Below are 13,308 nucleotides of genomic sequence, written 5' to 3' on the forward strand. Positions count from 1 at the left end.
AACGGAGGGGTCGGCGTTTTGCAGAAAAGGGTGGGCGGTCTGTTTGGAGGTAGAAAGGGGGCTGTACCACCCTCGAAGCAGACTGCCGATGTCGGCGGAACTGCCGATCTGGTCGGGACAGCCGACCTGGCGGCTCGTGCTGTCCGACGTCGGCGGGCGCGGGCGCCCGGTGGGCTCGTCCCCTTCGAGACCTAAGTTTGTTCGCTTTGAGTCGCCTCAAAGCGAAGAAACCCGGGCCTCAAAGGGGAGGGGCTCAGGGGTCGTCGGCAGTTTGCGTCGCAGAGTCGGCAGCTGGCGTCGGCCCCGGGGAGAGCCCGGCCTCAGTCCAGGCAGAACTCGTTGCCCTCGATGTCCTGCATGTTCTGGCACGACTCGTTCTCGCCGTCGGCCAGCAGCAGCACCCCGCGCGTCGCGCCGATCGCCTCCAGGCGGACGGCGTGGGACTCCAGGACCGCCAGGCGCTCGTCGCCCACCAGGCCCCGGCCGACCTTCACGTCGAGGTGCACCCGGTTCTTGACGACCTTGCCCTCGGGCACGCGCTGGAAGAACAGCCGCGGGCCGACGCCGTTCGGGTCGCTCGCGGCGAACCACGAGTCCCGCTTCTCGGCGGGCAGCGAGAGGGTGTACTCCTCCCACGTGGCGAAGCCGTCCTCCGTCGGGTCCGGGGGGACGTATCCCAGCGCCTCGCACCAGAACCGGCCCACGCGCTCGGGACTGGCACAGTCGAAGGTGATCTGGACAGGCTGCACGGTCGTCATGGGCACACCCTAGGACGGCGGCGGGCCGCCGCTCACGCTGATTCCTTGGTGACGCTCCAGCCGCCGTCCACGTTCAGCTCCACCCCCGTGACGAACGACGCCCGGTCCGAGCACAGCCAGGCGATCGCGTCCGCGACCTCGGACGCCTCGCCCAGGCGGCCCAGCGCCGTCGCCGCCGCGGCGCTCGCGCGCTCCGCCTCGCCGACGCCGTCCCAGTGCGGCGTGAGCACCGGCCCGGGCAGCACGCTGTTCACGCGGACGGCGGGCCCGTACTCGGCGGCGAGCTGGCGGGCGAGCCCCGTCATCCCGGCCTTGGCCGAGGCGTAGGCGGCCCGGCCGGGCAGCCCGAAGTGCGCGTGCACCGAGGACACCATGACCACCGCCCCGTTGCCCGACGCCGTCAGGTCGGGCAGCAGCGCGCGTGTAGCCAGGTAGGCGCCGGTGAGCGTGACCCGGATCTGGCGCTCCCAGCTCTCCGGCGGTGTGTCTGCCAGCGACGCCACCCGCCCGGCGTACGCGTTGTTCACCAGGATCTGCGGCCGGCCGAGGCCCGCCCGGCAGGCGGTGACGGCGTCGGCCCAGGCGGCCTCGTCGGCCACGTCCATGACGGACGCCGCCGCCCGGAACCCCGCGGCGCGCAGCTCGTCCCGCAGGTCGAGCACGGTGGGGGAGACGTCGACGAGGAAGACGGCGGTGCCGTCCTCGGCCAGCCGCCGGGCGGTCGCCTCGCCGATGCCCCGGGCGGCGCCGGTGACGACGGCGGTGCGACCGTCCAGGGGGAGCTCACGCGTCATGACCAGGGCCTTTCGTCGGGGACGTACCGCCGCAGGCTACCCGGGCGCGCCGTCAGATCGGGTACGGCCGCGACCCCGCCTGGACCGTGATCCAGCGCAGCTCGGTGAACTCCTCGATCGCGGCCCGCGAGCCGAACCGGCCCCACCCGCTGGCGCCCACGCCGCCGAACGGCATCTGCGGCTCGTCGTGCACCGTGGCGCCGTTGACGTGGCAGATCCCGGACCGGATGCGGCGCGCGACGTCGAGCGCGGCGCTCACGTCGCGGCTGAACACCGCGGCCGACAGGCCGTACTCGGTGTCGTTCGCGATGCGGACCGCGTTGTCGGCGCCTTCGGCCTCGATCACGGCGACGACCGGGCCGAACGACTCCTCGCCGTAGAGCCGCATGCCGGGCCGCACGCCTCGGACCACGGTGGGGCGCAGGTACAGCCCGTCCGCCGTGCCGCCCGCGATCACCTCGGCGCCCTGCTGCTGGGCGTCGGCGACCAGGTCGAGCACGTGGTCGCGCGCGGCGGCGTGCACCATCGGCCCGACCTGCGCCTCCGGGTCGTCCGGGGCGCCCACCGCCAGGCCGGCGGCCCTGGCGGCGAGCCGCGCGGCGAGGTCGTCCGCGACGGAACGGTCGACGATCACGCGCTCGGTCGACATGCAGATCTCGCCCTGGTTCATGAACGCGCCGAAGCTCGCGGCGGCCGCCGCCTCGGCGAGGTCGGCGTCGGCCAGGACGACCAGCGGCGCCTTGCCGCCGAGCTCCAGCAGGACCCGGGTCAGGTACCGTCCGCCGAGCTCGCCGATCACCCGGCCCACCCGCGTCGAACCGGTGAAGTTGACGCGCCGGACGGCGCGGTGCGCCACGAGGGCCTCGACGATCGCGGGCGCGTCCTGCGGGTCGTTGCTGATCAGGTTGACGACGCCGGCGGGCGCCCCGGCGTCGTGCAGCACGTCGACGATCGCGGCCTGGGTGCGCGGCGTCTGCTCGGAGGCCTTGAGCACCACGGTGTTGCCGAGCACGAGCGGCATCGCGATCGCCCGCACGCCCAGGATCAGCGGCGCGTTCCACGGGGCGATGCCCACGACGACGCCGGCCGGCTGCCGCACGCCGTACGCGGTCAGGCCCGGGACGTCGGACGGGATGATCTCGCCGACGGCGGAGTAGGCCTGCGCCGCGGCCTCGGCCAGCATGCCGGTGGCCACGTGCACGTTGAACGCGCACCACGGCCCCGTGGCGCCCATCTCCTGGCCCATCACCGCGGCGATCTCGTCCGCGCGCTCGGCCAGCAGCCCCGCGGCCCGCTGGAGCACCTCGCGCCGCGCGGCCGGCGGCAGGCCCGACCAGCCCTCCAGGGCCGCGGCGGCGGCGTCGGCCGCCCGGTTCGCGTCCGCGACGGAGGCGGCGGCGATCCGGGCGATCGGCTCGCCCGTCAGGGCGCGGACGAAGTCGGTGTACCGGCCGCCCTCCGCGGGCACGTGCTGACCGCCGACGAACAGGTCCGCGGTGGGGCCGGGGGAGGTGTCGCGCTCTGGCATGGCTGCTCCTCGTCGAGACGGCCGCCCTCCTCGTCGAGGGCGGGCACTGACGAGTATTCCGCGACCGCCCCGCCGCCGTCTTCCACTATTACCTCTAATGCCAACGTTGACATAGAAGTTATTCGCTCCTACTGTTCACCGCAGGCCGGGCCAGCGTGGGTCCGGCCGGCAGTTCGGACGAAGCACGGCGAACGAAGCAGACCGAACGATGGGGTTCGAATGAGCTACGTGACAGGCAGCGCGGCACCGGCGTCCGGTACCGCGCTCTACGACCCGGACGTCCTGGCGGACCTGGTCGCGAAGGTGGGCGAGCGGCTCGGCGGCGAGGTGGCGGACGCCGTGGGCCGTTGCATGGCGGACACGCTCGCCCGGACGATCACCCTCCACCCCGACGGCACCGCCTTCGTGATCACCGGCGACATCCCGGCGATGTGGCTGCGGGACTCGACGACGCAGCTCGCGCCGTTCCTGCACCTGGTCGACCGCGACGAGCGCCTCGCGGACACGATCGCCGCCGTCTCGCGGCGGCAGCAGGCCTCGATCCTGCGCGATCCGTACGCCAACGCGTTCAACGACGGGCCCACCGGCGGCGGGCACCGCGACAAGACGGGGCACCCGGAGACCGGGCAGTCGCCGTGGGTCTGGGAGCGCAAGTACGAGATCGACTCCCTGGCCTACCCGCTGCAGCTCGCCCACGACCTGTGGGTCGCGACCGGCCGCACCGACCATCTCGCCGACCTCGCCCGGGTGGGGCGCACGGTCATCGACCTGTGGCGCACCGAGCAGCGGCACACGGAGGCGTCGTCGTACACCTTCGAGCGCACCGACTGCCCGCCCACCGACACGCTCGTGCGCGGCGGCCGCGGGCCCGAGGTCTCGTGGACGGGCATGACCTGGGCGGGCTTCCGCCCGAGCGACGACGCCTGCACGTACGGCTACAACGTGCCGGGCAACGCGCTCGCGGCGACGGCGCTCGGCCAGCTCGCGGAGCTCGCCGCCGAGGTGCTGCACGACGCCGACCTGGCCGCCTCGGCCACGGAGCTGCGCGCCGAGATCGAGCGCGGCATCCGCGAACACGGCGTCGTGACCGGGCCGGACGGCGCGCCGGTGTACGCGTACGAGGTGGACGGCCGCGGCGGCGTGCTCCTGGCCGACGACGCCAACACGCCGAGCCTGCTCGCGCTGCCCCTGACGGGCTGGTGCCGCGCGGACGACCCGCTCTACACCGCGACCCGCGACCTGGTGCTCAGCCCGGCGAACCCGTACTACTTCAGCGGCTCGGCGGCGTCGGGCATCGGCAGCCCGCACACGCCCGAGGGGCACGTCTGGCCCATCGCGCTGGCGATCCAGGGCTTGACCAGCACGGACCCGGCGGAGCGCCGCGCCCTGCTGGACCTGATCCTCGCGACCGACGACGGGACGGGCGCGGTGCACGAGTCGTTCCACGTGGACGACCCCGGCACCTGGACCCGCGAGTGGTTCTCCTGGGCCAACGCCATGTTCTGCGAGCTGGCGCTGGAGACGGCGGGCCTGCGCACCCACCGCCGTCCGGCACCATCCCCGGCACCGGAACCAGCACCGTGAGCGCCGCGGTGAGCGCCACCCGGCGACAGCAGACCATCTCCGCCTGGATCTTCCTGGCCGTGCCGGTCGTGCTGTTCGTGATCTTCCTGCTGCTGCCGGTGGTCATGGCGATCGGGCTGAGCCTGACCGACTACGCCGTCATCGGCGACTTCGAGTGGGTGGGCCTGGACAACTACGCGCGCATCGCGGGCGACCCCATCTTCTGGATCGCGGTGCGCAACACCGCGCTCTACACGGTGCTGTACGTGCCGGCGGGGCTGCTGGTCGCGCTCGGCACCGCGCTGCTGCTCAACCGCAGCACGCGCACCGCCCGCGTCTTCCGCACCCTGTTCTACATCCCGGTGGTCTCCTCCACCGTGGCGACGGCGGCCATCTGGTTCTGGCTGCTCAACCCGCAGTACGGCCTGCTCAACGCGGTGCTCGGCTGGTTCGGCATCGACGGGCCGGCGTGGCTGTACGAGTCGCGCTGGGCCATGATCGCCATCGTCATGATGAGCGTCTGGGCCGGTTTCGGCGCCAACATGATCATCTACCTGGGCGCCCTGCAGGGCGTGCCCGGCGAGCTCGTGGACGCCGCCCGCGTCGACGGCGCGGGCGCGTTCCGGGTGTTCTGGCACGTGACCCGGCCCTCCATCTCGCGGGCGACGTTCCTCATCCTCACGCTGCTGCTCATCGCCGCGTTCCAGGTGTTCGACCAGGCGTACGTGCTGACCAAGGGCGGCCCCGGCAACTCGACGCTGACCCTCGTCTACTACATCTACGACCGGGGCTTCGGGCGGCTGGAGATGGGCTACGCCTCGGCGCTGTCCTTCGTACTGTTCCTGGTGATCCTCGTGTTCTCGGTCGCCAACGCCCGCGCCACCGGACGGGAGAACGACCGATGAGCGCGCTCGCGACCGCCCCGGCCGGCGCCCCCGCCCCGGCGTCCGCCCCGCAGCAGCTCACCACGTCCCGGCCGCTGACCGCCCGCGCGCTGACCGGCAAGGTCGTCTGGACGCTGGCCGTCGTCCTGATCAGCGTCACCACGGTGCTGCCCCTGGTCTGGACGCTGTCCACGTCGCTCAAGCCCGAGGGCGAGATCCTCTCGTCCTACCTCCAGGTGGTCCCCGAGAACCCGACCCTCGCGAACTACGTCGCGCTGTTCACCGACGGCCCGTTCGGCAGGTACCTGGCCAACTCCGCGGTCATCGCGCTCGGCGGCGTCGTCACCAACCTGTTCTTCGGGGGCCTGGCCGGGTACGCCCTGGCCAAGCTGCACTTCCGCGGCCGCGGCGTCGTCTTCTCGCTGTTCCTCGGCTCCATGATGGTGCCCGGCATCATCACGATGGTCCCCACGTTCCTGGTGCTGCGGCACTTCCCGCTGGCGGGCGGCAACGACCTGTTCGGCGAGGGCGGGGCGGGCCTGATCAACAGCTACGGCGCGGTGCTCGTCCCGTTCGCCGCCGGGCCGTTCGCCGTGTTCTTCATGCGGCAGTTCTTCCAGGCGCTGCCCGACGAGCTCGGCGACGCCGCGCGCATCGACGGCGCGAGCGAGTTCCGGATCTTCTGGAACATCTACCTGCCGCTGGCCCGCGCGGGCCTGGCGGTGCTGGGCGTGCTCACCTTCCAGGCCGGCTGGAACAGCTTCCTCTGGCCCCTGATCGCGCTCAACGACCCGGAGATGCTCACCGTCCAGGTGGGTCTGGCCGGGTACGTCAACGAGTACCAGACGCAGTACGGGCCGCTGCTGGCCGGCACGATCCTGGCGAGCCTGCCGGTCCTGCTGGTCTTCGTGGTCGCCCAGCGCTACATCATCGAGAACTTCGCCCACTCGGGGACGAAGTGACCAGCACCCTGCAAAGGAGCAGAGTCATGAGGTCTGCAGCACGTATCACCGGGGCCCTCGCCGCGGCAGCAGTTCTGATGGGCACCCTGGGCGCCTGCGGGAGCGCGTCGGACGGCGGCTCCGGCGGCGGTCCGGAGGAGGTCACCTTCTGGGGCTCCTGGTCGGGCGCCCAGGCCAAGCAGCTCCAGGCCCAGGCCGACGCCTTCAACGAGGCGCAGGACGAGTACGAGGTGAAGTACGTCGGGCAGGAGCTCGTGGAGGAGAAGCTGCTCACGGCGCTCGCCTCCGGCAGCGTGCCCGACGTCGTCCTCTGGGACCGGTACAACACCCCGCTGTACGTGCCCAAGAACGCGCTCGCGCCGCTCGACGAGTACATCGCGGCCGACGGCGTGGACACCGCCCAGTTCTACGACCAGGCCATGGGCGAGCTCGTGGTCGAGGGGGAGACCTACGGCCTGCCGCTGCTCGTGGACAACCGGTCGCTCTTCTACAACACCGAGCTCCTCGCGGACGCCGGCGTCGAGCCGCCGACCGACTGGGACTCCCTGAAGAAGGCGGCCGAGGCGGTCACCGAGCGCGACGGCGGCAAGCTGTCCGTCGCGGGCTTCGCCCTGGACGACCCGGGCCTGTTCAACATCTGGCTGCGGCAGGCCGGCGGCCAGATGTTCAGCGAGGACGGCACCGCGACCGCCTTCAACAGCCCCGAGGGCCTGGAGGTGCTGGAGTTCTGGCAGAGCCTGCTGGACGCCGGCGTGTACGAGCCGGGCTTCGGCGAGGGCGTCGACTCGTTCGCGGAGGGGTCCACCGCCATCAAGTACGACGGGCCGTGGGCGCTGACCGCGCTGGACGAGGCCGAGGTCGACTACGGCATCGTGCAGCCGCCCGTCGGCCCCGACGGCGACCAGGGCGCGGGCATGGGCGGGTTCGGCCTGGTCATCCCGAGCGGGGCGCAGAACCCGGACGGCGCCTGGGAGTTCATGAAGTGGTGGACCACGCAGCCCGCCAACGGCGTGGACTTCGCCAAGATCTCCGGCTGGATCCCCGCCAACATCGAGGCCGCCAACGACCCCTACTTCACGAAGGACGACCGGTACCAGGCCTTCATCGAGACGATGGAGTACGCGCAGGTCCGGTCCAACATCCCCGGCGCGTCCGACGTCGAGGGCAAGGCCCTGATCCCCGCCCTGGAGAAGTTCCTGGGCGGCGAGACCGACGCGGCCGCTGCGCTCAAGGAGGCGCAGGAGCTGGGCGACCGGATCCTGGCCGACAACGCGCAGTGACCACGCCGCGTGCCGCCCGCCTCGACGAGACGGGCGGCACGCCCACCCCCACTCCTAGGAGATCTGTGAACGCGTCAAACCTCGTGCCTGACAACCCGTGGCCCGCCCGTGCCGACCTGGCCCAGCGCGGCCTCGACCACTTCTTCGGCGCCCCGGAGCCCCAGCTGCTGGACAACACCTACCCGGTCGGGGACAACTCGACGTTCAACTACTGGTGGCTGGCGCACGTGATCGATGCGCGGCTCGACGCGTTCGAGCGCACGGGGGAGCAGGAGTGGCTCGCGGCGGCCGAGACGACGAGCGCGAACCTGCGCTCGCGGAACGACGGCTCCCTGTTCAACGACTACTTCGACGACATGCTCTGGTACGCGCTGGCCCTGGAGCGGCTGGCCCGGGCGACCGGGAACCAGGAGCCCCTGGACGACGCCCGCGCCATCTGGGCGCACGTCGTCGAGCACGGGTGGAACGAGACGCACGGCGCGAGCGTCGCCTGGCGCAAGCAGCAGCCGTACTACAAGAACACGCCGGCCAACGGGCCGTTCGCCATCCTGTCCGCGCGGCTGCACGGGCACGACCCGGACCCGCGGTACCTGGACCACGGCACCGTCGCGTTCGACTGGATCACGGCCACGCTCGTGGGCCCCGACGGGTTCGTCGAGGACGGCATCAACCGCGAGGAGGACGGCCGCATCGACACGCAGTGGCGGTTCACCTACAACCAGGGCTTGTACGTCGGGGCGGCGGTCGCGCTCGACGCCGTCCTGCACCGGCCGGAGCTGGTGGCCGCGGCGGTGCGGACCGCGACGACGGCGGTCGCCGAGCTCGCGCCGGACGGCGTGGTCGGCAGTGAGGGCGCCGGCGGCGACGAGGGCCTGTTCAAGGGCGTGCTCTACCGCTACCTGGGCACGCTGCTGGGCCGCCTCGGCCCCGACTCGCCCGACGCCGCGCCGCTCGTGGACTTCGTGCACACGAGCACCGACGCGCTGTGGTCCACGGCGCAGCGCGACGGGTCGCTGCTGGCGGGCGACGACTGGCGCCGCCCCGCCGAGCCGCCGGTGTACTACTCGACCCAGGTCAGCGCCATCATGGCGCTGGAGCTGCGCGCCGCGTTGGAGGCCGGTCCGGCCGCCCGGTCACGGTAGATTCATCGGTCATATCCATTCGGTGAAGGGGCATCAGTGAGCCAGCCGCTCTACCTCGAGGTGTACGAGAAGCTCCGCGACGCGATCCACGCCGGCACGTACCGCGTCGGCGACCGGATGCCCGCCGAGGCCGAGCTGACCAAGCAGCTCGGGGTCAGCGCGATCACGCTCAAGCGCGCCATGGACCTGCTGCGCGACGACGGCTACATCACGCGCCGCCCGCGGCTCGGCACGGTGGTGGTGAGCGAGACCGCCACGAACGCCGTCGGCCCGGGCGGCGGGCCCAGCCCGCTGATCGGGTGCGTGCTCACCGACTTCGACGACACGTTCGGCACGCGCGTCCTGGCGGGCCTGCTCGACGCGTCGGGCACCACGGCCAACCTCGTCATGAAGCGCAGCCTGGGGGACGGCGCGGCGGAGGGCGACCTGGTGCGCTCGCTCGTCGCGGACGGCGTCCAGGGGCTGATCCTGGAGCCGAGCTCGTCGCAGTACGTGCCCCCGGCCGTGCTGGAGCTCATCACGCAGTCGTTCCCGGTGGCCATCCTGGACCGGGTGTTCGACGGCGTCCCCGTGTCGTCGGTCTGCTCCGACAACGTCTCGGCGGGCCGCCAGGCCGCGGACGCACTGTTCGACGCGGGGTACGACCGCGTCGGCCTGGTCTCTGCGGCGAGCACCGTGTCCACGGTGCAGGACCGGCTCGACGGCGTCGTCGACGCCCACGCGACCCGGCACGTGCCGTTCGACCCGGCGCACCAGTTCCGGCAGGTCCGCTCGACGGTCCCGGGCAGCGGCGTGGCGCCCGACGACGACATCGCCGCCCTGGAGAAGTTCCTCGCCGACAACCCCGGGCTGACCGGGCTCGTGGCGACGGAGTACAACATCGCCGTCCTGCTGCGGGAGGCCGCCCACCGCGCCGGGCGGGACGTGCCCGGCGACCTCGGCATCGTCTGCTTCGACCACCCGGACGCGTTCTACGACCAGGCGCGCTACCGGTTCACGCACATCCGGCAGGACGAGGCGCGCATGGGGGCGGAGGCGGTCCGGCTCGTGCTGGACCAGCTCCGCGACCCCGGGCAGGTGACCAAGCTGTCGCTGCCCACCGAGCTGATGCCGGGCAGCTCGACGCGCTGAGGGCTACCGCGTCAGCAGGTCCTCGACGGACGTGCCCGGTACCGAGACGGTGACCTGGGTGCCCCACGGGTCGGCGACGGTGACCGAGCGGCCGTCGTCGGCGAAGGGGAGGTTCGCTCCCTGCAGGCGGGCCACGAGGGCATCCAGGTCCCCGCGCCCAGGGACGGTGATCGCGACCTCGCCCAGCCCGAGGCTCGCGGCGCGCGGCCCGGCGCCCGCGCTGTTCCAGGTGTTCATCGCGATGTGGTGGTGGTACCCGCCCGCCGACGCGAACAGCGCGCCGGGGAAGCCGGTGAGCGTGGCCTCCAGGCCGAGCGCGTCCACGTAGAACTGCCGGGCCGTCGCGATGTCGCCGACCTGCAGGTGCACGTGGCCGACGCGGCCGGATCGGCTGGGCGCGGCACCCAGCTCGGCCTCGGTCAGGTGCGCGCGCAGGTAGGCGTTGGGGTCCAGCCACGCGCTGCCCATCTTGATCTGGCCCCCTTCGTGCACCCACTGCTCGCGCGGGCGGTCCGTGTAGAGCTCGACGCCGTTGCCCTCGGGGTCCGTGAAGTAGAACGCCTCGCTGACCAGGTGGTCGCTGGACCCGGTGAACTGCCCGCGCGGGTCCTGCACGGCGCGGTAGACGGTGGCGGCCAGGGCGGCCTCGTCGTCGAACAGCAGGGCCGTGTGGAACAGCCCGGCCTGCCGGTGGTCGCCCGTGGGCAGGTCGGGCGTGTGCACGAGCCGCAGCAGCGGCGTCGTACCCCGCCCCAGGACCCGGTGCACCTCGCGGCCGCCGCCGCGCTCCTCCAGGGGTTCGAGCGCGAACGCCGAGCCGTAGTAGGCGGCCATCGTGTCGAGGTCGCCCACGCGCAGCGTGACGGCGTCCATCGCCAGGGCGGGGGAGATGATCCGGTCGTCGACGGCGGGCGGGTCGGTCGGGTTCATGGGGTGCTCCAGGTCCGGGGCGGGTGGGGGTGGTGCTGCCGGGTGCGGGTGTGTGCCGCGGTGGGTCAGCGGGCGACGGCGAGGCCGCCGGTCCAGGGGAGCTGCTCGCCGACGGCGAGGGTGAGCTGCAGGAAGCCGATCGCCTCCAGCTCGTGCGCGCGCTCCAGCGAGCCGGCGTCGATGGCGCCGAGGCCGGACGACGTGACGGCCGAGATCAGGGCCTGCTTGGCGGCGGCGTCGTCCCCGGCGACCAGGACCGTGGTGGGCAGGGCGCCCACCTGCTTGGCGCCGAGCGTGGCGGCGAACGTGGTGTTGAAGGCCTTGAGCACGTGGCTGGCGGGCAGCTTGGCCTGGAGCTCGGCGGCGGCGGAGGAGCCCGCCGGCACGACCAGCGCGTCGAAGGTCTCGAAGTTCAGCGGGTTGGTGATGTCCACGACCACCTTGCCGGCGAGCTGCTCGGCGTAGGCCGACGCGATGCCGTCGAGCGCGGCGTAGGGCACCGCGAGGACCACGATGTCGCCGGTGATCGGCGCGGTGCCGACCTCGGCCTTGGCGACGTGGGCGACGTCGTGCCCGCCCTCGGCGAGGACACCGCCGATCGCGTTCGCCATCGCGCCGGTGCCGATGATCGTGATGCTGGCCATGGTGCTGCTCCCTTGGATCTGCCCGTTCCCTGGATGAGGGCCGCGGGCCGGTTGGTTGTACCTACAAGCACTGACCATAGACCGCTTTAGTTGTAGGTGCAACCAACTGTTAGGATGGCGACATGGACGAGCGCGAGCTGAGGTACCCCGAGCGGGTCGCGGTCGCGCGCCTGCACGCCCTGCTGGAGCTGCTGCCGACCGCGCTGGACAAGCGCATGCAGCCCGCCGGGCTGACGTCGTTCGAGTTCACGCTGCTGGAGGCGCTCGCGGAGACGGGCGACGGCAAGCTCCGGCTCAGCGCCCTCGCGTCGCGCACCAACGCCACGCTCGCGCGGCTGTCGCGCGTGGTCACTGGGCTGGAGCGCAAGGGGCTCGTGCGCCGCGCGCCGTGCGCCGAGGACGCGCGGGCGACCAACGCCGTGCTCACCGAGCAGGGCCGTGAGGTCTACCGGGAGAGCACGCCGCTGTACGCCGACGCGGTGTCCAGCATGATCCTGGACGGGCTCACCGAGGGCGACGTCGACGACCTGGCCCGGCTCGCGTTCGCGATCCTGACCCGCCTGGACCCGGACCGGAGACTGGCGGTGACGTCGGCGGCGGCGTCGGGGGTGCCGGTGTCGGGGGTGTCTACGGCGGGGATGTCGACGGGGGAGGTGTCGACGTCGGAGGCTCCGTCCGATGACTGGCCGGCAGACCCGGCGTCCGCGGCGTCCGACGATGACTGCCCTGCGGACCCGGCCCCCGCGCCGTCGGCGACACCTGCAGACCCGGCCCCCGCGCCGTCGGCGACACCCGCGCCGTCGGCGACACCCGCGGGGTCGGTACCAGCGGCACCGGACGACTGCCCGGCCGACCCGGCCGATCTGTCTGACCCGACCGGGCTGGCTACCCCGGCCGATCTGTCTGACCCGACCGGGCTGGCTACCCCGGCCGGGCTGGCTACCCCGGCCGGGCTGGCTGCCCCGACCGGGCCGCCTACACCGACCGCCCTGGTGGACCCGGAGCAGCTCGCCGCCGAGGCGTGCCCGGCCGACCCGGCCCCGTCACGCCCGTAGCCCAGCCGCAGCCAAGGTGCGCTTCTACCCCGCCATTGGGCCCGGAAACAGCCTGATTCCGGGCCCAATGACGGGGTAGAAGCGCACCTTGCGTGGGCCGCGCCCGGACACGACCGCCCGACCCGCCGCGCCCGGACACGACCGCCCGACCCGCCGTGACCGGACACGACCGCCCGACCCGCCGTGACCGGCCGCGACCGGCCGACCCGCCGTGACCGGCCGCGACCGGCCGACCCGCCGTGACCGGTCGTGCCCGGCCGACCCGCCGTGACCGGTCGTGCCCGGCCGACCCGCCGTGACCGCCCGACCCGCCGTGACCGGCCGCGACCGGCCGACCCGCCGCGACCGGCCGCGACCGGCCGACCCGCCGCGACCGGCCGAACCGCCGTGACCGGCCGACTTGCCGCGGCTGACCAACCCCGGTGCAGTCCGGCGGCCCGTCGTCACCAACGGCTGACTGCCCCCGCCGACCCGCGCCCGTCGCGGAGGACTGCCCGGCGGGCCTGGCTCCGCCCCGCCCCGCCGCCCCTAGCCCAGCCGCAGCCAAGGTGCGCTTCTACCCCGTCATTGGGCCCGGAAGCGGGCTGAGTCCCGGACCCACGGCGGGGGAGAAAAACACCCCACAGAGCGCTCCCAG

At 73.0% G+C, this 13,308-nt stretch carries 12 protein-coding genes; 7 read left to right on the forward strand and 5 right to left on the reverse strand.

The annotated features are described in order from the left end of the window. Positions 1-320 precede the first annotated feature (320 nt). Genes ACFV9Q_RS19010 through ACFV9Q_RS19020 form a run of 3 tightly spaced genes read right to left on the reverse strand, consistent with a single transcriptional unit; the run spans position 321 to position 3,080 of the window. Entirely contained in the window at positions 321-758 is a 438-nt protein-coding gene (locus ACFV9Q_RS19010; protein WP_377235671.1) for a VOC family protein, read from the reverse strand. A 32-nt stretch (positions 759-790) separates the two neighbouring features. Next, positions 791-1,552, reverse strand: coding sequence for an SDR family NAD(P)-dependent oxidoreductase (locus ACFV9Q_RS19015; protein ID WP_377235672.1), 762 nt, complete (start codon positions 1,550-1,552; stop codon positions 791-793). A 52-nt stretch (positions 1,553-1,604) separates the two neighbouring features. Continuing rightward, complete coding sequence (locus tag ACFV9Q_RS19020; RefSeq protein WP_377235673.1) at positions 1,605-3,080, reverse strand: aldehyde dehydrogenase family protein; 1,476 nt, start codon at positions 3,078-3,080, stop codon at positions 1,605-1,607. Positions 3,081-3,299: 219 nt separating this feature from the next. Here ACFV9Q_RS19020 and ACFV9Q_RS19025 point away from each other — a divergent pair, with 219 nt between their 5' ends. From ACFV9Q_RS19025 to ACFV9Q_RS19050, 6 genes are all read left to right on the forward strand, one after another. Next, entirely contained in the window at positions 3,300-4,664 is a 1,365-nt protein-coding gene (locus ACFV9Q_RS19025; RefSeq protein WP_377235674.1) for a glycoside hydrolase family 125 protein, read from the forward strand. An 8-nt stretch (positions 4,665-4,672) separates the two neighbouring features. Then, positions 4,673-5,548 (forward strand): carbohydrate ABC transporter permease, encoded by an 876-nt coding sequence (locus tag ACFV9Q_RS19030; RefSeq protein ID WP_377235675.1) that lies wholly within the window; start codon positions 4,673-4,675, stop codon positions 5,546-5,548. Then, positions 5,545-6,489, forward strand: coding sequence for a carbohydrate ABC transporter permease (locus tag ACFV9Q_RS19035; protein ID WP_377235676.1), 945 nt, complete (start codon positions 5,545-5,547; stop codon positions 6,487-6,489). Before ACFV9Q_RS19030 ends, ACFV9Q_RS19035 begins: the two co-directional genes overlap by 4 nt. A gap of 26 nt (positions 6,490-6,515) precedes the next feature. Further along, positions 6,516-7,769 (forward strand): ABC transporter substrate-binding protein, encoded by a 1,254-nt coding sequence (locus ACFV9Q_RS19040; RefSeq protein WP_377235677.1) that lies wholly within the window; start codon positions 6,516-6,518, stop codon positions 7,767-7,769. 65 nt (positions 7,770-7,834) lie between these two features. Further along, complete coding sequence (locus tag ACFV9Q_RS19045; RefSeq protein ID WP_377235678.1) at positions 7,835-8,911, forward strand: glycoside hydrolase family 76 protein; 1,077 nt, start codon at positions 7,835-7,837, stop codon at positions 8,909-8,911. 36 nt (positions 8,912-8,947) lie between these two features. Continuing rightward, positions 8,948-10,042, forward strand: a complete 1,095-nt coding sequence (locus tag ACFV9Q_RS19050; RefSeq protein WP_377232301.1) for a GntR family transcriptional regulator — start codon at positions 8,948-8,950, stop codon at positions 10,040-10,042. Between the two features lie 3 nt (positions 10,043-10,045). Here ACFV9Q_RS19050 and ACFV9Q_RS19055 read toward each other — a convergent pair whose 3' ends face one another. Continuing rightward, positions 10,046-10,972, reverse strand: coding sequence for a VOC family protein (locus tag ACFV9Q_RS19055; protein WP_377235679.1), 927 nt, complete (start codon positions 10,970-10,972; stop codon positions 10,046-10,048). A gap of 65 nt (positions 10,973-11,037) precedes the next feature. Next, on the reverse strand, positions 11,038-11,616 hold the full coding sequence (locus ACFV9Q_RS19060) for an NADPH-dependent F420 reductase (protein WP_377235680.1): 579 nt from the start codon (positions 11,614-11,616) through the stop codon (positions 11,038-11,040). A 122-nt stretch (positions 11,617-11,738) separates the two neighbouring features. Here ACFV9Q_RS19060 and ACFV9Q_RS19065 point away from each other — a divergent pair, with 122 nt between their 5' ends. After that, entirely contained in the window at positions 11,739-12,671 is a 933-nt protein-coding gene (locus ACFV9Q_RS19065) for a MarR family transcriptional regulator (RefSeq protein ID WP_377235681.1), read from the forward strand. Positions 12,672-13,308: the final 637 nt, after the last annotated feature.

The organism is Promicromonospora sp. NPDC059942 (assembly GCF_042731755.1).
Lineage (GTDB): Bacteria > Actinomycetota > Actinomycetes > Actinomycetales > Cellulomonadaceae > Promicromonospora.

Bases quoted from the DNA above. Each gene is read 5' to 3' on its own strand.
- ACFV9Q_RS19010 (WP_377235671.1), bottom strand. From the start codon at position 758: ATGACGACCGTGCAGCCTGTCCAGATCACCTTCGACTGTGCCAGTCCC.
- ACFV9Q_RS19015 (WP_377235672.1), bottom strand. From the start codon at position 1,552: ATGACGCGTGAGCTCCCCCTGGACGGTCGCACCGCCGTCGTCACCGGC.
- ACFV9Q_RS19020 (WP_377235673.1), bottom strand. From the start codon at position 3,080: ATGCCAGAGCGCGACACCTCCCCCGGCCCCACCGCGGACCTGTTCGTC.
- ACFV9Q_RS19025 (WP_377235674.1), top strand. From the start codon at position 3,300: ATGAGCTACGTGACAGGCAGCGCGGCACCGGCGTCCGGTACCGCGCTC.
- ACFV9Q_RS19035 (WP_377235676.1), top strand. From the start codon at position 5,545: ATGAGCGCGCTCGCGACCGCCCCGGCCGGCGCCCCCGCCCCGGCGTCC.
- ACFV9Q_RS19040 (WP_377235677.1), top strand. From the start codon at position 6,516: ATGAGGTCTGCAGCACGTATCACCGGGGCCCTCGCCGCGGCAGCAGTT.
- ACFV9Q_RS19055 (WP_377235679.1), bottom strand. From the start codon at position 10,972: ATGAACCCGACCGACCCGCCCGCCGTCGACGACCGGATCATCTCCCCC.
- ACFV9Q_RS19060 (WP_377235680.1), bottom strand. From the start codon at position 11,616: ATGGCCAGCATCACGATCATCGGCACCGGCGCGATGGCGAACGCGATC.
- ACFV9Q_RS19065 (WP_377235681.1), top strand. From the start codon at position 11,739: ATGGACGAGCGCGAGCTGAGGTACCCCGAGCGGGTCGCGGTCGCGCGC.